Below are 25,996 nucleotides of genomic sequence, written 5' to 3'. Positions count from 1 at the left end.
GGTGTGTTCTCCGTTGGATTTGGATGACTCACTTATAGTCGAACGGGCATCGGCCGAATCGACAACGATGCGCACCTTTCGTCATGAACACGGGGCGGCGGCGGAGGAGGGGGGTACGCTGTATATCGATCGGATCCTTTGTGGGAGCGAGCTTGCTCGCGATGGCGGACTGGCAGTCACCTGATTCGTTGAATGTGAGACCGCTATCGCGAGCAAGCTCGCTCCCACAGGTCTTGTTCCCACAAGGGATCGGGGGGGATTGCATGTTTTGTATTCGCAGTAGGTCGCCGATCAATTTCGTGGTTAACTTCGGCCTCTTCACCATTCTCCACAACAACGTTCAGAAGGACTCCGTTCATGGCTCAAGTGACTCTCAAAGGCAACCCGGTTCAAGTCAACGGCCAGTTGCCACAAGCCGGTTCCAAGGCGCCAGCCTTTTCCCTGGTTGCCGGCAATCTGTCCGACGTCACCCTGAAAGACTTTGCCGGCAAGCGCAAAGTGCTGAACATTTTCCCAAGCATCGACACCCCGACCTGCGCCACTTCGGTACGCAAGTTCAACGCCCAGGCCAATGACATCGCCAACACCGTGGTGCTTTGCATTTCCGCCGACCTGCCATTCGCCCAGGCCCGTTTCTGCGGCGCCGAAGGCCTGGAAAACGTGCAGAACCTGTCGACCCTGCGCGGTGCCGAGTTCATCCAGAACTACGGCGTGGCCATCGCCGACGGCCCGCTCAAGGGCCTGACCGCGCGTGCCGTGGTTGTTCTGGACGAGAACGACAACGTGCTGCACAGCGAACTGGTCAAGGAAATCGCTGAAGAGCCGAACTACGAAGCAGCGCTTGCCGTTCTGAAATAAGTGTTCTGATGTAACAGTGCATTACAATTGTTAACGGCCTGGCCCTGTCCAGGCCGTTTTCATTTGTGCTTCAGTGTCTTACACAAATTTCCTGTTACGTAAGCCGAAGGTAAATTGCCGGTAAAGGCGCTTTGCTTACAAGTCATCAGTGCTTATCGTTCAGCCTTATGTAACAGAAGCCCACGCGCCCAATGGTTGATCTCCCAATGCAATCCTCCGCTTCCCGTAGTCCCCGTCGCTGGCTGTTTGGCCTGCTAGTCCTGTTGGTCATCGCCGCCCTTTGCTGGAAATTCTGGCCCGGTGGCGCTGCGCCGAAAGAGGCGGCACAGCCCAAGGCCGTAGCGGGGCATACCGGCAGGTCAGGCGGGATGCGTCCGGGGTTCGGCGGCGCCACCGGCCCGGTTCCGGTGCGTGTGGCACCGGCGGTCAAGGGTGATTTCCCTCTGTATTACAAGGCGCTGGGCACCGTCACCGCGCTGAACACCATCAATGTGCGCAGCCGCGTCGGCGGCGAACTGGTCAAGATCTATTTCGAGGAAGGGCAGATGGTCAAGGCCGGCGACCTGCTGGCTGAAATCGACCCGCGCCCGTACCAGAACGCCTTGCTCCAGGCGGAAGGCACCTTGCTGCAGAATCAGGCGCAGCTGAAAAACGCCCAGGTGGATGTCGAGCGTTATACCGGCCTGTACAAGGAAGACAGCATCGCCAAACAGACCCTGGACACCGCCGTCGCGCTGGTCGGCCAATTCCAGGGCACGGTCAAGACCAATCAGGCGGCGGTCAACGACGCCAAGCTCAATCTCGAATTCACCAGGATCCGTGCGCCTATCGCCGGACGCGTCGGCCTGCGTCAGCTGGACGTCGGCAACCTGGTGGCGGCCAACGACACTACGGCGCTGGCGATCATTACCCAGACCCAACCGATCAGCGTGGCCTTCACGCTCCCGGAAAACAGCCTCGACACCGTGCTCGCCCGTTATCGCAGCGGCGCGAAGTTGCCGGCGGAGGCCTGGGATCGCGGTGACACCAAGCTGCAAGCCACCGGTGTGTTGCAGAGCCTGGACAACCAGATCGACGTCACCACCGGTACGCTGAAGTTCAAGGCGCGCTACGAAAACCGCGACCAGTCCCTGTTCCCCAACCAGTTCGTCAATGTGCGCCTGCTGGCCGACACCCTGAAAGATGTGATCCTGGCGCCTTCCGCGGCGATCCAGTTCGGTACCAATGGCACATTCGTCTATGCCCTGGACGGCGACAAGAAGGTCAAGATCCGCCAGTTGAAAATCGGCGCCAGTGACGGTCAGAACACCGTCGTCACCGAAGGCCTGGTCGCCGGTGATCGCGTGGTGCTCGAAGGCACCGATCGCCTGAAAGACGGCAGCGATGTCGAAGTGGTCAACGATCCGCAACAGGTGCCGACGAGCCCGGCTGGCCACCTGCAAGGCAAGTCGGCAGCCAACACCGCTGAACCGGCGCCTGCCGACAAGGCGAAAAAGGGCGGCGCATGAATCTCTCGCGGCTGTTCATCCTTCGCCCGGTAGCGACCACCCTGAGCATGCTGGCCATTGTGCTGGCCGGTGTGATCGCCTATCGCCTGTTGCCGGTTTCGGCATTGCCCCAGGTCGACTACCCGACCATTCGCGTCATGACCCTATATCCGGGCGCCAGCCCCGACGTCATGACCAGCGCCGTGACCGCGCCGCTCGAACGGCAGTTCGGGCAGATGCCCGGCCTGACCCAGATGGCCTCGACCAGCTCCGGCGGCGCCTCGGTGCTGACGCTGCGGTTCAGCCTCGACATCAACATGGATGTCGCCGAGCAGCAGGTGCAGGCCGCGATCAACGCCGCCACCAACCTGTTGCCCAAGGACCTGCCGGCACCGCCGGTGTACAACAAGGTCAACCCGGCCGATACCCCGGTGCTGACCCTGGCCATCACCTCCAAGACCATGTTGCTGCCCAAGCTCAACGATCTGGTCGACACCCGCATGGCGCAGAAAATCGCCCAGATCAGCGGCGTCGGCATGGTCAGCATTGCCGGCGGCCAGCGCCAGGCGGTGCGGATCAAGGTCAATCCCGAGGCCCTGGCTGCCAACGGCCTGAACCTGTCGGACGTGCGCACCCTGATCGGTGCCTCCAACGTCAACCAGCCCAAGGGCAACTTTGACGGCCCGACCCGGGTGTCGATGCTCGATGCCAACGATCAGCTGACCTCGCCCCAGGACTACGCCAACCTGATCCTGGCCTATGCCAACGGCGCGCCGTTGCGCCTCAAGGACGTGGCAGAGATCGCCGATGGCGCGGAAAACGAACGCCTGGCGGCCTGGGCCAACGAAAACCAGGCGGTGTTGCTGAACATTCAGCGCCAGCCGGGTGCCAACGTCATCGAGGTGGTGGACCGGATCAAGGCCTTGCTGCCAAGCATCACCGACAACCTGCCGGCCGGCCTCGACGTGGTCGTGCTGACCGACCGCACCCAGACCATCCGCGCCTCGGTCAAGGATGTGCAGCACGAATTGCTGATCGCCATCGCCCTGGTGGTGATGGTCACCTTCCTGTTCCTGCGTCGGGCCAGTGCCACGATCATTCCGTCGGTGGCCGTGCCGCTGTCGCTGATCGGGACCTTCGGCGTGATGTACCTCGCCGGTTTCTCGGTCAACAACCTGACCCTGATGGCCCTGACCATCGCCACCGGTTTCGTGGTGGACGATGCGATTGTGATGCTGGAGAACATTTCCCGTTTTATCGAAGAGGGCGACAGCCCGCTGAATGCGGCGCTCAAGGGCGCCAAGCAGATCGGCTTCACCCTGATTTCCCTGACCCTGTCGCTGATCGCGGTATTGATTCCGCTGCTGTTCATGGCCGATGTGGTCGGTCGGTTGTTCCGCGAGTTCGCGATCACCCTGGCGGTGGCGATCCTGATTTCCCTGGTGGTGTCCCTGACCCTGACGCCAATGATGTGCGCGCGGCTGCTCAAGCGCGAACCCAAGGAAGACGAACAGGGCCGCTTCTACCGCGCCAGCGGCGCCTTCATCGACTGGATGATTGCCGCCTACGGCCGCAAATTGCAGTGGGTGCTCAAGCACCAGCCGCTGACCCTGCTGGTCGCCATCGGCACCCTGGCCTTGACCGTGTTCCTGTACATGGTCGTGCCCAAGGGCTTTTTCCCGGTGCAGGACACCGGGGTGATCCAGGGCATTTCCGAGGCGCCGCAATCGATTTCCTTTGCCGCGATGAGCGAGCGCCAGCAGGAACTGGCCAAGGTGATCCTGGCCGATCCGGCGGTCGAGAGCCTGTCGTCCTACATCGGTGTCGACGGCGACAACTCGACCCTCAACAGCGGCCGGCTGCTGATCAACCTCAAATCCCACAGTGACCGTGACCTGAGCGCCAACGGCGTGATTGCCCGCCTGCAACCGGAACTGGACAAACTGGTGGGGATCCGCCTGTTCATGCAGCCGGTGCAGGACCTGACCATCGAGGACCGGGTCAGCCGCACGCAGTACCAGTTCAGCATGTCCTCGCCGGACTCCGAGCTGCTCAGCCTGTGGAGCGGACGTCTGGTCGAAGCCCTGGCCGAGCGCCCGGAGCTGACCGACGTCGCCAGCGACCTGCAGGACAAGGGTTTGCAGGTTTATCTGGTGATTGACCGCGATGCGGCGTCACGGGTCGGCGTGTCGGTGTCGAATATCACAGATGCCCTGTACGACGCCTTCGGCCAGCGGCAGATTTCCACGATCTACACCCAGGCCAGCCAGTATCGCGTGGTGCTGCAATCGCAGTCCGGCGAGAAGATCGGCCCGCAGGCGCTGGACCAGATCCACGTCAAGACCACCGATGGCGGTCAGGTACGCCTGTCCAGCCTGGCCCATATCGAGGAGCGTCAGGCACAACTGGCCATCACTCACATCGGCCAGTTCCCGGCGGTGATGATGTCGTTCAACCTGGCTCCCGGCGTGGCGCTGGGGCACGCGGTGCAGATCATCGAGCAGGTGCAGAAGGACATCGGCATGCCGATTGGCGTGCAGACCCAGTTCCAGGGCGCCGCCGAGGCGTTCCAGGCGTCGCTGTCGAGCACCTTGCTGCTGATTCTGGCGGCGGTGGTGACCATGTACATCGTGCTGGGCGTTTTGTACGAGAGCTACATCCACCCGATCACCATCCTGTCCACCTTGCCCTCGGCGGCGGTCGGCGCCTTGCTGGCGTTGATCCTCAGCGGCAATGACCTGGGGATGATCGCCATCATCGGCATCATCCTGCTGATCGGTATCGTGAAGAAGAACGCGATCATGATGATCGACTTCGCCCTCGACGCAGAGCGCAATCAGGGCATGGACCCGCAAACCGCGATTTACCAGGCGGCATTGCTGCGGTTCCGGCCAATCCTGATGACCACCCTGGCTGCCTTGTTCGGCGCGGTGCCGCTGATGCTGGCCACGGGGTCTGGCGCGGAACTGCGCCAGCCGCTGGGTCTGGTGATGGTCGGGGGCCTGTTGCTCAGCCAGATCCTGACGCTGTTCACCACGCCGGTGATCTACCTGTATTTCGACCGCCTGGGTCGGCGCTTCGGCAAGTCCCGAGACGAAGAGGTGGCGGTGTGATCCTGCGCATTCAAAGCCCTTGTGGGAGCGAGCTTGCTCGCGATTGCGGTGGATCAGCCAGCCTCCATGTTGGATATGCGGGCCTCATCGCGAGCAAGCTCGCTCCCACAGGGATTGATGCAAGGAGGGACGGTCGATGAATCTTTCCGGTCCTTTCATCAAACGCCCGGTCGCGACCATGCTGCTGAGTCTGGCGATCATGCTGCTGGGCGGCGTGAGCTTCGGCCTGTTGCCCGTGTCGCCGCTGCCGCAAATGGATTTTCCGGTGATCGTGGTCCAGGCCAGCCTGCCCGGCGCCAGCCCGGAGGTCATGGCGTCTACCGTGGCCACGCCGCTGGAACGCTCCTTCGGCGCCATTGCCGGGGTCAACACCATGAGCAGCCGTTCGAGCCAGGGCTCGACCCGGGTGATCCTGCAATTCGATCTGGACCGCGACATCAACGGCGCCGCGCGTGAGGTGCAGGCAGCGATCAATGCCTCGCGCAACCTGCTGCCCAGCGGGATGCGCAGCATGCCGACCTACAAGAAGGTCAATCCGTCCCAGGCGCCGATCATGGTCCTGTCTCTGACCTCGGATGTGCTGGAAAAGGGCCAGCTGTATGACCTGGCTTCGACCATCCTGTCCCAGAGCCTGTCCCAGGTGCAGGGCGTCGGTGAAGTGCAGATCGGCGGCAGCTCCTTGCCGGCGGTGCGTATCGAGCTCGAGCCCCAGGCGCTGAACCAGTATGGCGTGGCGCTGGATGACGTGCGCAACACCATTGCCAACGCCAACGTGCGCCGGCCCAAGGGCTCAGTGGAGGACGGCCAACGGCTGTGGCAGGTACAGGCCAACGATCAGCTGGAAAAGGCCAAGGATTACGAGTCGCTGATCATCCACTACGCCGATGGCGCGGCTCTGCGCCTCAAGGACGTGGCCAAGGTCAGCGATGGCGTCGAAGACCGCTACAACAGTGGTTTCTTCAACGATGACTCGGCGGTGCTGCTGGTGATCAACCGCCAGGCCGGCGCCAACATCATCGAGACGGTCAACGAGATCAAGGCGCAGTTGCCAGCGTTGCAGGCGGTGTTGCCGACCAGCGTCAAACTGAACCTGGCCATGGACCGCTCGCCGGTAATCAAGGCCACGTTGCACGAAGCGGAAATGACCCTGCTGATTGCCGTGGCGCTGGTGATACTGGTGGTGTTCCTGTTCCTCGGCAATTTCCGCGCCTCGCTGATCCCGACCCTGGCGGTGCCGGTGTCGCTGGTGGGCACCTTTGCCGTGATGTATCTGTACGGCTTCTCCCTGAACAACCTTTCGCTGATGGCGCTGATCCTCGCCACCGGCCTGGTGGTGGACGACGCCATCGTGGTGCTGGAGAACATCTCCCGGCATATCGACGCAGGCGTCAAACCGATGAAGGCCGCCTACCTCGGCGCCCAGGAAGTCGGCTTTACCTTGCTGTCGATGAACGTCTCGCTAGTGGCGGTGTTCCTGTCGATTCTGTTCATGGGCGGGATCATCGAAAGCCTGTTCCGCGAGTTCTCCATCACCCTGGCGGCGGCGATCGTGGTCTCGCTGCTGGTCTCGCTGACGCTGACGCCAATGCTCTGTGCGCGCTGGCTCAAGCCCCATACCCCCGGTCAGGAAAACCGCTTGCAGCGCTGGAGCCAGCGTGCCAACGAGTGGATGGTCGGCAAGTACGCCACCAGCCTCGACTGGGTGCTGCGTCATCGGCGCCTGACTTTGTTCAGTCTGTTCTTGACGGTTGGGGTTAACATTGCTCTGTATGTTGTTGTTCCTAAAACATTTTTACCTCAGCAGGATACAGGGCAGCTGATCGGATTCGTGCGTGGCGACGACGGTCTGTCGTTCAGTGTCATGCAACCGAAAATGGAGACTTTCCGCCGTGCCGTGCTCAAGGATGACGCGGTGCAGAGCGTGGCCGGTTTCATCGGTGGTACCAACGGCACCAACAACGCCTTCATGCTGGTGCGCCTGAAACCGATCAAGGAACGCAACATTTCCGCGCAAAAGGTCATCGAACGCCTGCGCAAGGAAATGCCCAAGGTTCCCGGGGCGCAGCTGATGCTGATGGCCGACCAGGACCTGCAATTCGGCGGCGGTCGCGAGCAGACCACTTCGCAGTATTCCTACATCCTGCAAAGTGGTGATCTGGGGGCGTTGCGCGAGTGGTATCCGAAGGTGGTCACCGCGCTCAAGGCCTTGCCGGAACTGACCGCGATTGACGCCCGGGAAGGCCGTGGCGCACAGCAAGTGACGCTGATTGTCGATCGCGACCAGGCCAAGCGCCTGGGGATCGACATGGACATGGTCACGGCGGTGCTGAACAACGCCTACAGCCAGCGGCAGATTTCCACCATCTATGACAGCCTCAACCAGTATCAGGTGGTGATGGAGGTCAATCAGAAATACGCCCAGGACCCTATCACCCTGAATCAGGTGCAGGTGATCACCGCTGACGGCGCGCGGGTTCCGCTGTCGACCATTGCCCATTACGAAAACAGCCTGGAAGACGATCGGGTCAGCCATGAAGGGCAGTTCGCATCCGAAAGCATTGCCTTCGACATGGCCGAAGGCGTGACGGTAGAGCAGGGCAGCGCCGCCATCGAACGGGCGATTGCCTCGGTCGGCCTGCCGGAAGACGTGATCGCGAAAATGGCCGGCACCGCCGATGCCTTCGCCGCGACCCAGAAGAGCCAGCCGTTCATGATCCTCGGCGCGCTGGTGGCGGTGTACCTGGTGCTCGGGGTGCTCTATGAAAGCTACATTCACCCGCTGACCATTCTCTCGACCCTACCGTCAGCGGGCGTCGGGGCATTGCTGTCGATCTATGCCCTGGGCGGCGAGTTCAGCCTGATCTCCTTGCTGGGGCTGTTCCTGCTGATCGGCGTGGTGAAGAAAAACGCCATCTTGATGATCGACCTTGCCCTGCAACTTGAACGCCAGCAGGGCATGGCCCCGCTGGAGTCGATCCGCAATGCCTGCCTGCAGCGCCTGCGACCGATCCTGATGACCACCCTGGCGGCGATCCTCGGCGCCTTGCCCTTGCTGCTCAGCCGTGCCGAAGGTGCGGAAATGCGCCAGCCGCTGGGCCTGACCATCATCGGCGGGCTGATCTTCAGCCAGGTGCTGACCCTCTACACCACCCCGGTGGTTTACCTCTATCTCGACAAACTGCGCCATCGCTTCAACAAATGGCGTGGAGTGCGTACCGATGCTGCTCTGGAAACTCCGCTATGACTGACACATCGCTGTTCAACCTCGCCACACCGCTGGCCACATCGTTGATCAAGGCCCGAGGCTCGCGGTTGCTGAGCCTGTCGTTGTGCGCGGCAATGCTCAGTGCCTGCGCCATCGGCCCGGATTATCAGCGCCCGCAAACCGCGGAACCTGCGCAGTACAAGGAAGCGAACGGCTGGCGTCAGGCCAATCCGAGCGATTCCCTGGCCCGGGGCGCCTGGTGGGAGCTTTATGGCGATCAACAGCTCAATGGCCTGATTGAAAAACTCAACAGTTCCAACCAGACCGTTGCCCAGTCCGAAGCCCAGTACCGTCAGGCACAGGCCTTGGTGAAGAGTGCCCGTGGCGCGTTTTTCCCGACAGTGGACCTGACCGCCGGGAAAAACCGCTCCAGCCAGGGCACCGGTAGCAGCAGTTCCAGCCTGAGCAGTTCTTCCAGCGGTATCCGTAACACCTACACCGCGCAGCTCGGTGTCAGCTGGGAAGCGGATATCTGGGGCAAATTGCGCCGTGGCCTGGAAGCCGACACCGCCAACGCACAGGCCAGCTACGCCGATCTGGCGGCAATGCGCTTGAGCCAGCAATCGGAACTGGTGCAGAACTACCTGCAATTGCGGGTCATCGATGAGCAGAAGCGCCTGCTGGAGGCCACCGTCGAGGCCTACCAGCGCTCGCTGAAAATGACCCAGAACCAATACCGCGCCGGTGTTTCCGGCAAGGATGCGGTGGCCCAGGCGCAGACCCAGCTCAAAAGCACCGAAGCGGACATGGTCGACCTGATCTGGCAACGCGCCCAATTCGAAAACGCCATCGCCGTATTGATCGGCTTGCCGCCGGCCGAATTCAAGCTGGCCGAAACCGATGACATCCCGATATTGCCCGACGTGCCGCTGAGCTTGCCTTCCCAGTTGCTGGAACGGCGTCCGGACATTGCCTCGGCCGAACGTTCGGTGATCGCCGCCAATGCCAACATCGGCGTGGCCAAGGCCGCTTATTACCCTGACCTGACCCTGAGCATGAACGGCGGTTACAGCAGCAGTACCTCGAAGAACCTGTTCAGTCTGCCCAACCGTTTCTGGTCGGTGGGGCCGCAACTGGCGATGACCCTGTTCGATGGTGGCCAGCGCTCGGCGGAAGTGGACCGCAGCGAGGCGGCCTACGATGAAACCGTGGCCAAGTACCGCCAGACCGTGCTCGACGGCTTCCGTGAAGTCGAGGACTTCATGGTGCAACTCAAGGTCCTGGAAGACGAAGCCGTGGTTCGCCAGCAGGCGCTGGACGCCGCCCGCGAATCCCTGCGCCTGACCCAGAACCAGTACAAGGCCGGGGTGATTGCCTATCTGGATGTGGTGGTGGTCCAGGCTACCGCACTGAACAACGAGCGGACCGCGCTCGACCTGTTGCAGAGCCGCCTGATCGCCAGCGTGCAGTTGATCGCCGCGCTGGGCGGCGGGTGGGATGGGCAGCTCGAACAACCCAACTGACCGCACTGCCCCCCTGTAGGAGCGAGCTTGCTCGCGATGTAGGCCCAGACACCGCAAAGCATCCAGACCGTCCGCGTTTTCGTTAACGACCATCGCGAGCAGGCTCGCTCCTACAGAGTTTGCGCAGTGTCTGGAATGGGCTTTCGCGGGTTGCCGGCCCCTCAAACAAGCGTTTCATCGGACTGATGGCGAAATGATTACTTTTTCAGTGCGTTCAATGGCGGAATCAGTACAATCGCTCAATTTGCGCCCCTGAGAACGGAAGCAGTACGGGGGTGAATTCGAGACTTCTCCATGCTCATCGGTAGTTACTCCCCCACGCTGGTCGTCATTTCGCTTTGTGTAGCGATTCTTGCGTCATATACCGCACTGGACCTGACCGGGCGCATTGCCACCGCCAAGGGCCGGGCCGTGCATCTATGGACGGCGGGTGGTGCTTGCGCCATGGGCATCGGCGTGTGGTCGATGCACTTTATCGGCATGCTCGCGTTCAAGCTGCCGATCGACCTGGGTTACGACCTGGGCATTACCTTGTTGTCGCTGTTGATCAGCATCCTGTCCTGCGGTTTCGCCCTGTGGCTGGTCAGCCAGCCGCAATTGCCGGCCTGGCAACTGGGGTTCGGCGCGGTGGCGATGGGCGCGGGGATCAGCGCCATGCATTACACCGGCATGGCGGCCATGCGCATGCAGCCGGGTATCGATTACGACCCGACACTGTTCGGCACTTCGCTGTTGATTGCGGTCGGGGCCTCGGGTGCGGCGTTGTGGATTGCCTTCCGCCTGCGTCGCAAAGGCCCTTATGTGCGCCTGATCCGCAGCGGGGCGGCGGTGATCATGGGCATCGCCATTGTCGGCATGCACTACACCGGCATGGCCGCCGCACAGTTTGCCGACGGCAGCTTTTGCGGGGCGGCGGCGTCCGGTTTGAATGGCGGCCTGGACAACCTGGTGTTGATCACCACGCTGGCGGTGCTGAGCATCGCCTTGCTGACCTCGATCCTCGATGCGCGCCTGGAAGAGCGTACCGCCAGCCTTGCCCATTCGCTGACCGAGGCCAACCGCGAACTGACCCAACTGGCCTTGCACGACACGCTGACCGGCCTGCCGAATCGGGTGCTGCTGGCCGACCGCATCGACCAGGCGATGTCCCGGGTGGACGGCGAGGGCGGCTGCTTTGCGCTGATGTTCATCGATCTGGACGGTTTCAAGCCGGTCAACGATGCTTTCGGCCATCACATGGGTGACCAGTTGCTGCGCGAAGTCAGTCTGCGGTTGCGCGAGGATTTGCGCAGCCAGGACACCCTGGCGCGCATCGGCGGCGACGAGTTCGTGTTGCTGGTGCAACTCGGCGAGCAGAATGACGCGATGAACCTCGCGGGCCGCCAGGTCGCCCTGATCTCGCGATCGTTCCGGGTCGCCGAACATGATTTGCAGATTTCCGCCAGCGTCGGCATTGCGCTCTATCCGGGCAACGGCCAGAGCGCCCATGAACTGCTGATGAACGCCGACGCAGCGATGTATCACGCCAAGAACGCCGGCAAGAACGGCTACAGGTTCTTCGATGCCTCGATGAACGGCAACGCACGCAAGCAATTGCAGCTGCTGCAAGACCTGCGCACCGCCGTTGAAGAAGAACAGTTCAGCCTGTATTACCAGCCCAAGTTCGATGCCAACAACGGTCGACCGGTCGGCGCTGAGGCGTTGCTCCGCTGGGAACACCCGACCCAGGGCATGATGCTGCCGGACAAATTCATCGAGCTGGCGGAGAAGACCGGGCTGATCATCCCGATTGGCGACTGGGTCCTCAACGAAGCATGCCGGCAGATGCGTGAATGGTATGTGCTGGGCTACACCGACTGGCGCATCGCGGTGAACCTGTCGGCCTTGCAGTTCTGCCACACCGGCCTCGTACAGAGCGTTGCCAAGGCATTGGCCACGCACCACTTGCCGGCCAACAACCTGACCCTGGAAATCACCGAAACCACCGCCATGAACGACGCCGATGCGAGCATGACGGTGCTGCAGGAACTGTCGGAAATGGGCGTGGACCTGTCCATCGATGACTTTGGTACCGGCTATTCCAGCCTGATGTACCTCAAGCGGCTGCCGGCCAACGAACTGAAAATCGACCGTGGCTTCGTGCGCGACCTGGAACGTGACAGTGATGACGCGGCCATCGTTTCGGCCATCGTCGCCCTGGGTCAGGCGCTGGGCCTGAGAATCGTCGCCGAGGGCGTGGAAACCGGCGTGCAGCAGGACTTCCTGACCCAGCTCGGTTGTGATTCGTTGCAGGGCTATCTGCTCGGGCATCCGTTGCCGGCTGAGCGTTTCATGGTGGAAATTCACCGCTCCGAGCAGTTGGCGCTGGCCTGACCGCACCAACATTCTGCACTGTAGGAGCGAGCATGCTCGCGATGGTCGTTAACGAAAACGCGGGCTATCTGGATGCGTGCGTTGCCTGAGCCTGCATCGCGAGCATGCTCGCTCCTACAGGGGTGGCGTCCGAGCAAACACCACCCGTTTCATGCAAAAACCGAAAACCCCGGTTATTCTTGGCCCCGACCGCTTACGCTTTGAAACGGGGAAAGCTGCATGGATAAAGTCATCGTCATCACTGGCGGCAGTCGCGGTATTGGCGCTGCCACGGCCCTGTTGGCCGCCGAACAAGGCTACCGGATCTGCATCAATTACCATGCCGATGAAGCAGCCGCGCAAGCCGTGCTTGAGCAGGTCCGTGCCCTGGGGGCGCAAGCCATCGCGGTGCGCGCCGATGTCAGCATCGAAGACGAAGTGATCGCCCTGTTCAACCGGGTGGACAGCGAATTGGGCCGGGTCACGGCTCTGGTCAATAACGCCGGCACCGTGGGGCACAAGTCCCGGGTCGACGAAATGTCCGAGTTCCGCATTCTCAGAATCCTCAAGACCAATGTGCTGGCACCGGTGCTGTGCGCCAAGCATGCGATCCTGCGCATGTCACCCAAGCACGGCGGGCAGGGGGGCAGCATCGTCAACGTCTCGTCGGTCGCCGCTCGCCTGGGCTCGCCCAACGAGTACGTCGACTACGCGGCTTCAAAAGGCGCGCTCGACACCTTCACCATCGGCCTGTCCAAGGAAGTGGCGGGCGAGGGGATTCGCGTCAATGCGGTGCGGCCGGGTTACATCTACACCGATTTCCATGCCTTGAGCGGCGATCCGGATCGGGTCAGCAAACTGGAGTCGGCAATCCCGATGGCCCGTGGCGGGCGACCGGATGAAGTGGCCGAGGCGATTGTGTGGTTGCTGTCGGATAAGGCGTCCTATGCGACCGGGACTTTTGTTGATCTGGGCGGCGGGCGCTAGGCTTTAGACGGTGCTTGCCTGAGCCGACGCCTTCGCGAGCAGGCTCGCTCCCACAGGGAATACACGATCAACTGTGGGAGCGAGCCTGCTCGCGAAAGCGCCAGCCCAAACAACATCAAATCATCAGAACGACCGCACAATCCGCCCCAACGTCTCCATGGCCTTTTCCGCCGCTTCATTCCACGGGCTGCCATAGTTCAGGCGAATGCAATTGCGAAAGCGCTGGGCCGGCGAAAAAATCGGCCCCGGCGCAATGCTGATGCCCTGGGCCAGCGCCATCTGAAACAACTTCAACGAATCCATCTGCGCGGGAAGCTCCAGCCACAGGAAGTAGCCGCCTGCCGGTTGGCTGACCCGGGTTTCTGCCGGGAAATAGCGGGCAATGGCTGCCAGCATCGCGCTTTGCTGCTCTTCCAGGGCGTAACGCAATTTGCGCAGGTGCCGGTCGTAGCCGCCATGTTGCAGGTAGTCGGCGATGGCGGCCTGGGCCGGCATCGAGGCACAGAGCGAGGTCATCAGTTTCAGGCGCTCGATTTTCTGCGCATAGCGCCCGGCGGCCACCCAGCCGACGCGGTAGCCAGGGGCCAGGCTCTTGGCGAACGAACCGCAATGCATCACCAGCCCTTCGGTATCAAACGCCTTGGCCGGCTTCGGTGCCTGCTGGCCGTAATACAGCTCGGCGTAGACATCGTCCTCGATCAACGGAACCTGATGCTGGCGCAGCAGCTCGACAAGCTCCTGTTTCTTCGCTTCGGGCATGGTCGAGCCCATGGGGTTCTGGAAACTGGTCATGCACCAGCAGGCCTTGATCGGGTGGCGCTCCAGGGTTTGCGCCAGCACGCCAAGGTCGATGCCGTCGCGCGGGTGCACCGGGATTTCCACGGCCTTGAGCTTCAGTCGCTCGAGAATTTGCAGACAGGCATAGAACGCCGGGGCTTCGATGGCCACCAGGTCGCCAGGTTGGGTCACGGCTTGCAGGCACAGGTTCAGCGCTTCCAGGGCACCGTTGGTGATCAGCAGCTCTTCCATCGGCAGCATCAGCCCGCCAACCATGTAGCGCAGGGCAATTTGCCGCCGCAGCTGCGGGTTGCCCGGTGACATGTCGGTGACGACCATGCGCGGGTCCATCTCGCGGCTGGCGCTGGCCAGCGAGCGCGACAGGCGTTGCAGGGGAAACAGCGTCGGGCTGGGGAAGGCCGAGCCGAAGGGCACGGTGTTCGGGTCCTTGATCGAGTCGAGCACCGAGAACACCAGTTCGCTGACGTCGACTTCGGTGGACTCGTTGACCTGGCTGCTGATCACCGGCTCGGAAAACGGCCGTGGCGCGTGGGCGTTGACGAAGTAGCCGGAGCGCGGCCGGGCGCGGATCAGGCCGCGCCGTTCGAGCAGGTAATAGGCCTGGAACACCGTGGACGGGCTGACCCCGTAGGTCTGGCTGGCATAGCGCACCGATGGCACGCGCTGGCCGGGGCCGAGGACGCCGGAGCGGATCAGTTCAGCGATGTCGTCGGCGAATTTTTCGTAGCGTTTCATCGGCATCCCGCAATGGAATTGTTTCGATAGCTGTTGTGGTTAGCGCGTTTTTTGTGGCGAGGGAGCTTGCTCCCGCTCGGCTGCGTAGCAGTCGCAATTTTTTTGGGGCGCTTCGCACCCCAGCGGGAGCAAGCTCCCTCGCCACAGAGCGCCGCAGTCTAAGGGATCAACGATTCATCGGCGCAACAAACCGGCTCTTGGCCACGCTATAGATGCCCGGCTCATCGCTGTCGACGACCTTGAAACCGATGCTCTGCGAACTGCTGCTCGCCCGTTCCGTCGTCATCGCCACCGACACCGGCACATCGACGATCTCCCCGGGCGCCAGGCTCAGGTCGGTCTTGCCTTGCAGCTGGAAGCCGTCGCCGTCGACCAGGCTCAGGCGGTACTCCTGGCGTTGCTGGGTCTTGTTGATGACCTTGAGGCTGTAGATGTTTTCGATCTGCCCCTGGCTGTTCTCGCGGAACAGGCCGCGGTCCTTGCTGACGTCCAGCGACACCATCGGCCGCTCGATCAACGCCACCACCAGCGCGGCGATCATCACCAGCAAGACGGCGGTGTAGCCGACCAGCCGTGGTCGCAACAAATGCGTCTTGCCGCCCTGCAACTGGCGTTCGGAGGTATAGCTGATCAGCCCGCGCTCATAGCCCATCTTGTCCATGATCGAATCACAGGCGTCGATGCACGCCGCACAGCCGATGCATTCCATCTGCAAGCCGTCGCGGATGTCGATGCCGGTTGGGCAGACCTGCACGCAGACCTGGCAATCGATGCAATCCCCCAGCCCGACCTCGGCCGGCTTGACCTCACGCTTGCGCGGCCCACGGTTTTCGCCACGCGCGGCGTCGTAGGAAATGGTCAGGGTGTCCTTGTCGAACATCACGCTCTGGAAACGCGCATAGGGGCACATGTGCATGCACACCGCTTCACGTAGCCAGCCAGCATTGATGTAGGTGGCGCCGGTGAAAAACAGCACCCAGAACAGGCTGATGCCGCTCATTTGCAAGGTCAGCAGTTCTTCGGCCAGGGGCCGGATCGGCGTGAAGTAGCCGACGAAGGTCAAGCCGGTCAGCAGGCTGATCGCCAGCCACAGGGTGTGCTTGGCCGAGCGACGCATCAGTTTGTTCAGGCCCCAGGGCGCCGCTTGCAGCTTGATCCGTTGGTTGCGTTCGCCTTCGGTGATCTTCTCGCACCACATGAAGATCCAGGTCCATGAACTCTGCGGGCAGGTGTAGCCGCACCAGACCCGACCTGCGAACACGGTGATCGCGAACAGGCCGAACGCGGCGATGATCAGCAGCGCCGAGAGCAGGATGAAATCCTGTGGCCAGAACGTCGCGCCAAAGATGTGGAATTTGCTTTCGGAAAGGTCCCAGAGCACTGCCTGGCGGCCACCCCAGTTCAACCAGACCGTGCCGAAAAACAGCAGGAACAGAAACCCCGCGCCGCTGATGCGCAGGGTGCGGAACAGGCCGGTGAAGCTACGGGTATGGATCAGGTTGTCGCTGGTCTTGACCTTCATCTTCGGGCGTGAAGGTTCGTGAATCTTGACTGGCGTGGTGCTTTCTACGGTTCGGACGGGGATTAGCTCGCTCATGGTCTTTCGCTCATCAGCCTCCATCAGGCATGAGCACTATGCGCGGCGATCTGTTTGCATAACAGACTCAGGTATCTGTTAAAAAACCGTATCAGATGGCAATTCAAGCACAGCGTGCGACAAGTTGAAGCACCTGCGGCGGCTGGGCGCCAGCGCCTATATCAGGCGCTGGCGGGCAAGATTGATACAGATCAGTCAAATCACCGAATCACTGTTAGTGGCCTTCAGGTGCCGGCGACCGTCGACGGCGCCTGCTACGGTCAATGCGTCGGCTTCTGCTTCGGTGATGTAGATGCGCTGGCCATTGATGTCCACCGCCGACATGGCCTTGGCGCCGTCCGTGACGATGGTCACATCGGGGGCCAGGCGAATTTCCTCGCCGTTTTCGATGGTAAAGAAGCAGGTCTGGTTCTCGATTCGCACGGTCATGACGTGATCCTTTTTTGGGGCGGGTTAATCGTTAGGGCCTCGTCACCGGCCATCGTTCTGTGCAACCGATTAATGGTCGGCGCGGTCCATCCTCCATGACCCCACAAAAGGACAGCCCCATGAACGCCTGGTGGCATGAAGTCTGGGTGACCCTGCAGGCGGAGTTCGCCGACATCGGCGACGCCTCGCAGTTGACGCGCATCACCGTGCGCCTGGTGATTGCGGCGGTGCTGGGCGGGATTCTCGGTTTCGAACGCGAGCACAAGGGCAAGGCCGCAGGCGTGCGCACCCATATGCTGGTGGCGCTCGGCGCGGCGCTGTTCGTGCTGGTGCCGCAGATGTCCGGTTCCCAGGCCGATGCCATGAGCCGCGTGGTGCAAGGGGTGATTGCCGGGATCGGGTTTCTCGGCGCCGGCACCATCCTGAAGAACCAGGATGGCGACGAAGGCCACGTCAAGGGCCTGACCACTGCCGCCGGGTTATGGATGACGGCGGCCATCGGTGTTTCCGCCGGATTGGGCCGGGAGTCGACAGCGGTGTTCAGCACCTTCCTGGCCCTGGCGATCTTCAGCGTGATGCCCCGTATCGTGAAAATGCTCGAAAAGGATCACGATCACCTGTAGGAGCGAGCCTGCCCGCGATGGGCGTCAACGATAACGCGTCCTGTCTGAATGACCGCGTTGCCTGGACGTCCATCGCGAGCTTGCTCGCTCCTACATTGATTCTTCATACAGTTGGGTACGGTGTCAGGGCGAGACAATCACCGGCGGCATGGTCGTCGGCGGTTCTTCCCTCGGCGGCGGGTTGGTGCCAGGCGGGTCCTGCTCCGGTTCCGGTTGCGGGTCTGTCGGCGGGATCACCGGGTTGTCGATGTTCGGATCCGGGGTTTCGGCTGGAAAAGGATTGTTCATTGTTCAAGCCTCCAGTGGCACATGGCGTGAGTCGTGCTTAAGTGGATTGACCACCGGGTGCAGGATTTGATTCAAGCCAATTACCGATGAACTTTTGCCGGCAGCCGTCGCTCGGAACCTAAGTGAGTTCATTCGGCGAGGGACGACCGATGTGGATGAAAACCAGACACAAGAGCGTCCACGGGGCGTGAAGGAGAGATGCTCGATGACTGCTGAAAAACCGACGGAACTGAGCTACAACCCGCATATTCCGCTGTCCCAGGCCTTGTTGCTGCCGCGTATCGTGATCGAAGACACCATGCCGACCCTGGAGGGCGGGCAGTTCGCGGTGAAGGCGGTGGAGGGCGAGGAGGTGGTGGTCTCGGCCAAGGTATTTGCCGATGGCCACGACCAGCTGGCGGTGCGCATACGCTGGCGGGCGGAAGGCGAGGAGGTCTGGCACAGCGAGGTCATGGCGGACCAGGGCAACAACGGCTGGCTGGGCCGCTTTCGCGTGCGCGAGCAGGGTCGCCATCTGTTCTGTATCGAAGCCTGGATCGATCAGTTCGCCAGTTTTTGCTACGAACTGCAGAAAAAACACAGTGCCGCCGTTCCCGTCAGCCTCGAATTGCAGGAAGGCCGCCTGCATGTCCAACAGGCCGCCGAACGGACGGAAGGGCAACTGAGCGAGGATCTCGCGGCGTTGCACCATGAGTTGGTCGGGTTGCTGGAAGCCGAGCAGGTTGCGCTGTTCCTGCACCAACGTAGCGCCGAATTGATGGCCCAGGCCGATCACCGCGCCTTTTTGAGCCTCAGCCCCGAGTACCCGGTGGATGTCGAACGCCAGTTGGCGCAGTTCGCCAGCTGGTATGAGTTGTTTCCCCGTTCGATCACCGACGACCCGGCGCGGCACGGCACCTTCAACGACGTGCATTCGCGGCTGGCGATGATTCAGGACATGGGTTTCGACGTTCTGTACTTCCCGCCGATCCATCCCATTGGCCGCAGCTTTCGCAAGGGCCCGAACAATTCCCTGACCGCAGGCCCCGATGATCCGGGCAGCCCCTATGCCATCGGCAGCCCGGAAGGCGGGCACGAAGCCATTCACCCGCAACTGGGCAGCCGCGAGGATTTTCGGCGACTGGTCGCGGCGGCCAGGGACCATGGTCTGGAAATCGCCCTCGACTTTGCCATCCAGTGCTCCCAGGACCACCCCTGGCTGCAGCAGCATCCGGGCTGGTTCAACTGGCGGCCGGACGGCACGATCAAATACGCGGAAAATCCGCCGAAGAAATACCAGGACATCGTCAACGTCGACTTTTATGCGGCCGAGGCGATACCCAGCCTGTGGGTCGAGTTGCGCGATATCGTCGTGGGCTGGGTGCTGGAGGGCGTGAAGCTATTTCGCGTCGACAACCCGCACACCAAGCCGCTTCCGTTCTGGCAATGGCTGATCGCCGATGTGCGGGCGCTGTATCCGGATGTGATCTTCCTCGCCGAGGCGTTCACCACGCCGGCGATGATGGCGCGCCTGGGCAAGGTCGGTTACTCCCAGAGCTACACCTACTTCACCTGGCGCAACACCAAGCAGGAACTGGCGACCTATTTCACCGAGCTGAACGAATCGCCGCTGCGTGAGTGCTATCGACCGAATTTCTTCGTCAATACGCCGGACATCAATCCGCGATTTCTGCATGATTCCGGGCGTCCGGGTTTTCTCATTCGGGCGGCGTTGGCGGCCATGGGTTCGGGCCTGTGGGGCATGTATTCGGGCTTCGAACTCTGCGAGTCGGCCCCATTGCCGGGCAAGGAGGAATATCTCGATTCGGAGAAATACGAGATCCGCCCACGGGATTTCACGGCGCCGGGCAACATCATTGCCGAAATCGCCCAGCTCAACCGGATCCGCCGGCAAAACCCGGCGCTGCACACGCACCTGGGCCTGAAAATCTACAACGCCTGGAACGACAACATTCTGTACTTCGGCAAGTGCAGCGCCGACGGCAGCAATTTCATTCTGGTGGCGATCAGCCTCGACCCGCATCACCCGCAGGAGGCGAACTTCGAATTGCCGCTGTGGGAAATGGGCCTGCCCGATGATGCCAATACCCAGGGCGAAGACCTGATGAACGGTCATCGCTGGACCTGGCACGGCAAGTACCAGTTCATGCGCATCGACCCGGCGTATCAGCCGTTCGGGATTTGGCGGATTACCGCCTGATCGCAGATCTCCCCTGTAGGAGCGAGCCTGCTCGCGATGGCGGCAGGACAGTCAGCATCAACGGTGACTGACACTCCTTTATCGCGAGCAGGCTCGCTCCTACAGGGGGGGATCGGCTCAGCGGCCTATCGTATTCGACAGGAGTTTCACATGGCGAAGAAACCCAAGGCAGCCACGTTCATCAAGGACCCGCTCTGGTACAAGGACGCGGTGATCTATCAAGTCCACGTCAAATCCTATTTCGACTCCAACAACGACGGTATCGGCGACTTTCCCGGCCTGATCGCCAAACTCGACTACATCGCCGATCTGGGCGTCAACACCATCTGGCTTCTGCCGTTCTATCCCTCGCCACGCCGCGACGATGGCTACGATATAGCCGAATATCGCGGCGTGCACAGCGACTACGGGACCATGGCCGACGCCAGGCGCTTCATCGCCGAGGCGCACAAGCGCGGCTTGCGGGTGATCACCGAGCTGGTGATCAACCACACCTCCGACCAGCACCCCTGGTTCCAGCGCGCGCGCAAGGCGAAGAAAGGTTCGGCGGCGCGGGATTTCTATGTGTGGTCCGATGACGATCAAAAGTACGACGGCACCCGGATCATCTTTCTCGATACCGAGAAGTCCAACTGGACCTGGGACCCGGTGGCCGGCCAGTACTTCTGGCACCGTTTCTATTCCCACCAGCCGGATCTGAATTTCGACAACCCGCAGGTCATGAAGGCCGTGCTGTCGGTGATGCGCTACTGGCTCGACATGGGCATCGACGGCCTGCGCCTGGACGCGATTCCCTACCTGATCGAGCGAGACGGCACCAACAACGAAAACCTGCCGGAGACCCACGACGTCCTCAAGCAGATCCGTGCCGAAATCGACGCCAACTATCCGGACCGGATGCTGCTGGCCGAGGCCAATCAGTGGCCCGAGGATACGCAGTTGTATTTTGGTAAAACAGAGAGCGGCGACACGGACAAGAAAGGCCTGAACGGCGACGAATGCCACATGGCCTTCCACTTCCCGCTGATGCCGCGCATGTACATGGCGCTGGCTCAGGAGGACCGCTTCCCGATCACCGACATTTTGCGCCAGACCCCGGAGATCCCGGCCAATTGCCAGTGGGCGATCTTCCTGCGCAACCACGATGAGTTGACCCTGGAAATGGTCACCGACAAGGAACGCGACTACCTGTGGAATTACTACGCGGCCGACCGTCGAGCGCGGATCAACCTCGGCATTCGCCGGCGCCTGGCGCCGTTGATGGAGCGCGACCGGCGTCGGGTCGAGTTGCTCAACAGCCTGCTGCTGTCGATGCCCGGCACGCCGACCCTGTATTACGGCGATGAAATCGGCATGGGCGACAACATTTATCTGGGCGACCGCGATGGCGTGCGCACCCCCATGCAATGGTCGATCGACCGCAACGGCGGCTTCTCCCGCGCCGACCCGGCCAGCCTGGTGCTGCCGCCGATCATGGACCCGCAATACGGCTACCTGTCGGTCAACGTCGAGACCCAGGCCGGCGACCCGCATTCGCTGCTCAACTGGACCCGACGCATGCTGGCGGTGCGCAAGCAGTCCAAGGCGTTCGGTCGCGGCACCCTGAAAATGCTTTCACCGACCAACCGCCGGGTGCTGGCCTATACCCGTGAATTCACCAGCGCCGATGGCAAGCACGAAATCATTCTGTGTGTGGCCAACGTCTCGCGCAGCGCGCAGGCGGTGGAACTGGACCTGTCGGCATACGTCGGCATGGTGCCGGTGGAGATGCTCGGCGGTAATGCGTTCCCGCCCATCGGCCAGCTCAGTTTTCTCCTGACCCTGGCGCCTTACGGCTTCTACTGGTTCGGCCTGGCGGCGGAGAACCAGATGCCGAGCTGGCACGTGGAACCGGCGCAGAGCTTGCCGGACTTCACCACCCTGGTGCTGAAAAAACGCATGGAAGAACTGCTCGAAGCCCCCGCACGCACCACCCTGGAACGGGACATCCTGCCCAGCTGGCTGCAGAACCGTCGCTGGTTCGCCGGCAAGGACGCGGCCATCGAACAGGTCAACCTGGCCTACGGCGTGCGCTTCGGCGATGCGCAGCATCCGGTGTTGCTCAGCGAAATCGAAGTGACCAGTGCCGGCCAGACCAGTCGCTATCAGCTGCCATTCGGCTTCATTGCCGAAGATCAGGTCGGCGCTGCCTTGCCGCAGCAACTGGCGCTGTCGCGGGTGCGCCGTGGGCCGCAGGTCGGTTTGATCACCGACGCCTTCAGCCTGGAAAGTTACGTGCGCTTTGTGTTGCAGGGCATCCAGGACGGCAGGGTGCTCGCGTCGGACGGCGGCGAGATCCGTTTCGAACCCACCGCCGAGCTGGCGAAGCTGGGCCTTACCGCCGAGTCGGAGGTGCGTTATTTGTCGGCCGAGCAGTCCAACAGCTCGGTGGTGATCGGCAACAGCCTGGTACTCAAGCTGATCCGCAAGGTGGCGGCCGGTGTTCATCCGGAACTGGAGATGAGCGCGTACCTCACCAACGCCGGTTTCCACCATATTTCGCCGCTGCTGGGTTCCGTGGTGCGCCGGGATGCCAAGGGCGAAGACAACCTGCTGATGATCGCCCAGGGTTACCTGAGCAATCAGGGCGATGCCTGGGAGTGGACGCAGAACAACCTCGAACGGGCGCTGCGCGATGAATTGGCGGACGCCATGTCCGAGCAGGAACAGCATTACAACGCGCTCGGCGAACTGAAAGATTTTGCCGGCATGCTGGGCCAGCGCCTGGGTGAAATGCACCAGGTGCTGGCGGCACCGAGCAACAACCCGGATTTTGATCCGCAGGTCACCACGCAAAAGGATGCGCTGGCCTCGGCCAGGGATGTGGCGGCGCAAGTCGAGCATGCGTTGAGCCTGCTCAAGCAGCATCAAAACCAACTGGACCCGACGGACAAAACCCTGGTCAGCCATTTACTGGACAACAGGAAGGCCATCCTCGGCCACGTACAGGCACTTGGCAAACAGACGGCCGGCGGCCTGCGCATTCGCGTGCACGGCGATCTGCACCTGGGCCAGGTACTGGTGATCAAGGGCGATGCCTACCTGATCGACTTCGAAGGCGAACCGGCACGGCCATTGCACGAACGCCGGGGCAAGCACAGCCCGTACAAGGACGTCAGCGGCATGCTGCGATCCTTCGATTACGCGGCGGCGATGACCATCAACGTGCATAACGTCGACAACAGCGTTGAAGCACAGACGGCTCGGCAACGGGTGGCCGAGCGATATTTAAGGGAAGCAAAACAGGCATTTGTCGACGCTTATCGGCTGGCGGCAGCTACGCTTGGCCATGCGTGGCAAGATCCAGAGGGCGAGGACGCCGCTCTGGCGTTGTTCGGTCTGGAGAAGGCGGCGTACGAAGTGGCCTATGAGGCAGAAAATCGCCCCACCTGGCTGCCCGTGCCATTGCACGGTTTATATGGATTATTGAGTGGGCTTAAACCCTTTTCCGATCTTGGTGGAGAGTAGTCATGAGTTTCTCGAACAAGGAACAGGGTCATCATCACAATGAAGCGATGCTGCCCAGGGCGCGGGATATCGATGCGCTGGTGCGCGCCGAGCATCACGACCCCTTTGCCATTCTCGGCCCCCACGGCGACGGTGCCGGTGGGCAATACATTCGGGCCTATCTGCCGGACGCGTTGAGCGTTCAGGTGCTGGCCAGGGACTCCGGGGAGGTGCTGGGCGATCTTGAGAGCACGCAGACGCCGGGACTGTTCGTCGGCCACTTCGAGCGGGCGCAGCCCTATCTTCTGCGCACCCGCTGGGCCGGTGGCGAGCAGGTCACGGAAGATACGTACAGCTTCGGCCCGTTGCTCGGTGAAATGGATCTGTACCTGTTCGCCGAAGGCAATCACCGGGATCTGAGCAGTGCCCTGGGCGCGCAGCTGACAACCGTCGATGGCGTCGATGGGGTGCGCTTCGCCGTGTGGGCGCCCAATGCCCGCCGTGTATCGGTGGTCGGCGACTTCAACAACTGGGACGGACGCCGCCACCCCATGCGCGTGCGTTACCCGACCGGCGTCTGGGAAGTGTTCATCCCGCGCCTGCAAGCGGGTGAGGCCTATAAATACGAAATCCTCGGCAAGGAAGGCATCTTGCCGCTGAAGGCCGACCCCATGGCACTGGCCACCAGCCTGCCGCCGGACACGGCCTCGAAAGTGGCGTCACCGCTGAAAATCGACTGGCAGGATCAGGACTGGATGCAGTCCCGTGGCGAGCGTCAACGTCCCACCGCGCCGCTGTCGATTTACGAATTGCACGCTGGATCCTGGCAATGCGAGCTGGATGATCTGGGCGAAGTGTCGCGCCAGTACACCTGGCCGGAGCTGGCCGAGCGGCTGATTCCCTATGTCAAGGAACTGGGCTTCACGCACATCGAGCTGATGCCGATCATGGAGCACCCGTTCGGTGGTTCCTGGGGCTACCAGTTGCTCTCGCAGTTCGCCAGCAGCGCCCGCTACGGCAGCGGCGATGAGTTCGCCGCCTTCGTCAATGCTTGCCACCAGGCAGAAATCGGCGTGATCCTCGATTGGGTGCCGGCGCATTTCCCCACCGATACCCATGGCCTGGCCAATTTCGACGGCACCGCGTTGTACGAATATGGCAACCCGCTGGAAGGCTTTCACCAGGACTGGGACACGCTGATCTACAACCTGGGGCGTACAGAGGTCCACGGCTACATGCTGGCTTCGGCGCTGCACTGGTTGAAGCATTTCCACGTCGACGGCCTGCGGGTCGATGCGGTGGCGTCGATGTTGTACCGCGATTACTCGCGCAAGGCCGGCGAATGGGTGCCCAATCGCCACGGCGGCCGGGAGAACCTGGAAGCCATCGATTTCCTGCGTCATCTGAACGACGTGGTGGCGCTGGAAGCGCCGGGCGCCCTGGTGATTGCCGAGGAATCCACCGCCTGGCCGGGCGTCAGCCAGGGCACGCAGCAGGGCGGCCTGGGGTTCGCCTACAAGTGGAACATGGGCTGGATGCACGATTCGCTGCATTACATCCAGCAGGATCCGGTGTACCGCGCCCACCATCACAACGAGCTGAGTTTCGGCCTGGTGTACGCCTGGTCGGAGCGTTTCATCCTGCCGATCTCCCATGACGAAGTGGTCCACGGCAAGCATTCGCTGATCGACAAGATGCCCGGCGACCGCTGGCAGAAATTCGCCAACCTGCGGGCCTACCTGAGTTTCATGTGGACCCATCCGGGCAAGAAGCTGTTGTTCATGGGTTGCGAGTTCGGCCAGTGGCGCGAGTGGAACCACGATCAGCAACTGGACTGGTACTTGTTGCAGTACTCGGAACACAAGGGCGTGCAGAAGCTGGTCGGCGACCTCAACCGACTGTACCGCGACATACCGGCGCTGCATGAACAGGACGATGTGCCACAAGGCTTCCAGTGGATGATCGGCGACGATGCGATCAACAGCGTCTACGCCTGGTTGCGCTGGAGCAAGGACGGCAAGCCGGTGCTGGTGGTGGCCAACTTCACCCCGGTACCCCGCGAGGCTTATCGCGTCGGGGTACCGTTCGCCGGGCGCTGGAAAGAGCTGTTCAACAGCGATTCGGCGACCTACGCCGGCTCCAACTATGGCAACAGCGGCGGCGCGGATGCCGAAGCATCGCCCAGTCACGGCCAGTCCTTGTCGCTGGTACTGAACCTGCCGCCGCTGGCGGTGCTGATGTTGAGTCCGGAGGGCTGATCCGACACCGCGTGGTTTTCATCGCGAGCAGGCTCGCTCCCACAATGAATCTCAAGA

15 protein-coding genes are annotated in these 25,996 nt (G+C 61.9%); 11 read left to right on the top strand and 4 right to left on the bottom strand.

What is annotated here, in order from left to right; genetic code table 11:
* Positions 1 to 357: 357 nt before the first annotated feature.
* From tpx to ABTV29_RS16855, 7 genes are all read left to right on the top strand, one after another.
* Positions 358 to 858 carry a thiol peroxidase gene (gene tpx, locus ABTV29_RS16885; protein WP_110962635.1) on the top strand — a complete coding sequence of 167 codons (501 nt, stop codon included), beginning with the start codon at positions 358 to 360 and terminating at the stop codon, positions 856 to 858.
* A gap of 191 nt (positions 859 to 1,049) precedes the next feature.
* Positions 1,050 to 2,366, top strand: a complete 1,317-nt coding sequence (locus ABTV29_RS16880) for an MdtA/MuxA family multidrug efflux RND transporter periplasmic adaptor subunit (protein ID WP_433765621.1) — start codon at positions 1,050 to 1,052, stop codon at positions 2,364 to 2,366.
* Positions 2,363 to 5,458 carry an MdtB/MuxB family multidrug efflux RND transporter permease subunit gene (locus ABTV29_RS16875; protein ID WP_433765619.1) on the top strand — a complete coding sequence of 1,032 codons (3,096 nt, stop codon included), beginning with the start codon at positions 2,363 to 2,365 and terminating at the stop codon, positions 5,456 to 5,458. The genes ABTV29_RS16880 and ABTV29_RS16875 overlap by 4 nt, the downstream gene beginning before the upstream one ends.
* Before the next feature lie 136 nt (positions 5,459 to 5,594).
* Positions 5,595 to 8,702, top strand: coding sequence for an efflux RND transporter permease subunit (locus tag ABTV29_RS16870; protein ID WP_433765617.1), 3,108 nt, complete (start codon positions 5,595 to 5,597; stop codon positions 8,700 to 8,702).
* Entirely contained in the window at positions 8,699 to 10,186 is a 1,488-nt protein-coding gene (locus tag ABTV29_RS16865; RefSeq protein WP_433765615.1) for an efflux transporter outer membrane subunit, read from the top strand. The genes ABTV29_RS16870 and ABTV29_RS16865 overlap by 4 nt, the downstream gene beginning before the upstream one ends.
* Positions 10,187 to 10,480: 294 nt before the next feature.
* Positions 10,481 to 12,559: a bifunctional diguanylate cyclase/phosphodiesterase gene (locus ABTV29_RS16860; RefSeq protein WP_433765614.1), complete on the top strand. Its 2,079-nt coding sequence runs from the start codon at positions 10,481 to 10,483 to the stop codon at positions 12,557 to 12,559.
* A 219-nt stretch (positions 12,560 to 12,778) separates the two neighbouring features.
* A complete protein-coding gene (locus tag ABTV29_RS16855) occupies positions 12,779 to 13,525 on the top strand; it encodes an SDR family oxidoreductase (protein ID WP_433765612.1) in 747 nt (248 codons plus the stop codon).
* A 123-nt stretch (positions 13,526 to 13,648) separates the two neighbouring features.
* Here the strand turns inward: ABTV29_RS16855 and mapR are convergent, their stop codons facing one another.
* The 3 genes from mapR to ABTV29_RS16840 all read right to left on the bottom strand — a co-directional run bounded on the left by mapR (position 13,649) and on the right by ABTV29_RS16840 (position 17,084).
* A complete protein-coding gene (mapR, locus tag ABTV29_RS16850) occupies positions 13,649 to 15,058 on the bottom strand; it encodes a GntR family transcriptional regulator MpaR (RefSeq protein WP_433765610.1) in 1,410 nt (469 codons plus the stop codon).
* Positions 15,059 to 15,224: 166 nt separating this feature from the next.
* Positions 15,225 to 16,655, bottom strand: a complete 1,431-nt coding sequence (gene ccoG, locus ABTV29_RS16845) for a cytochrome c oxidase accessory protein CcoG (protein WP_433765608.1) — start codon at positions 16,653 to 16,655, stop codon at positions 15,225 to 15,227.
* A gap of 195 nt (positions 16,656 to 16,850) precedes the next feature.
* Positions 16,851 to 17,084: a DUF3203 family protein gene (locus tag ABTV29_RS16840; protein ID WP_433765606.1), complete on the bottom strand. Its 234-nt coding sequence runs from the start codon at positions 17,082 to 17,084 to the stop codon at positions 16,851 to 16,853.
* A gap of 119 nt (positions 17,085 to 17,203) precedes the next feature.
* Here ABTV29_RS16840 and ABTV29_RS16835 point away from each other — a divergent pair, with 119 nt between their 5' ends.
* Entirely contained in the window at positions 17,204 to 17,707 is a 504-nt protein-coding gene (locus tag ABTV29_RS16835) for an MgtC/SapB family protein (protein WP_433765605.1), read from the top strand.
* Positions 17,708 to 17,830: 123 nt separating this feature from the next.
* On the opposite strand, the gene ABTV29_RS16830 is transcribed toward ABTV29_RS16835, so the two are convergent.
* Positions 17,831 to 17,995 carry a hypothetical protein gene (locus ABTV29_RS16830; protein ID WP_433765604.1) on the bottom strand — a complete coding sequence of 55 codons (165 nt, stop codon included), beginning with the start codon at positions 17,993 to 17,995 and terminating at the stop codon, positions 17,831 to 17,833.
* A gap of 205 nt (positions 17,996 to 18,200) precedes the next feature.
* Here ABTV29_RS16830 and ABTV29_RS16825 point away from each other — a divergent pair, with 205 nt between their 5' ends.
* From ABTV29_RS16825 to glgB, 3 genes are all read left to right on the top strand, one after another.
* Positions 18,201 to 20,195 carry an alpha-1,4-glucan--maltose-1-phosphate maltosyltransferase gene (locus tag ABTV29_RS16825; RefSeq protein ID WP_433765603.1) on the top strand — a complete coding sequence of 665 codons (1,995 nt, stop codon included), beginning with the start codon at positions 18,201 to 18,203 and terminating at the stop codon, positions 20,193 to 20,195.
* Positions 20,196 to 20,345: 150 nt separating this feature from the next.
* Positions 20,346 to 23,702, top strand: coding sequence for a maltose alpha-D-glucosyltransferase (gene treS, locus ABTV29_RS16820; RefSeq protein ID WP_433765602.1), 3,357 nt, complete (start codon positions 20,346 to 20,348; stop codon positions 23,700 to 23,702).
* A gap of 2 nt (positions 23,703 to 23,704) precedes the next feature.
* Positions 23,705 to 25,939, top strand: a complete 2,235-nt coding sequence (glgB, locus tag ABTV29_RS16815; protein WP_433765601.1) for a 1,4-alpha-glucan branching protein GlgB — start codon at positions 23,705 to 23,707, stop codon at positions 25,937 to 25,939.
* Positions 25,940 to 25,996: the final 57 nt, after the last annotated feature.

This window comes from Pseudomonas putida, from assembly GCF_050989985.1.
Lineage (GTDB): Bacteria > Pseudomonadota > Gammaproteobacteria > Pseudomonadales > Pseudomonadaceae > Aquipseudomonas > Aquipseudomonas putida_AI.
This window is presented reverse-complemented; position numbering and strand designations above follow the sequence as displayed.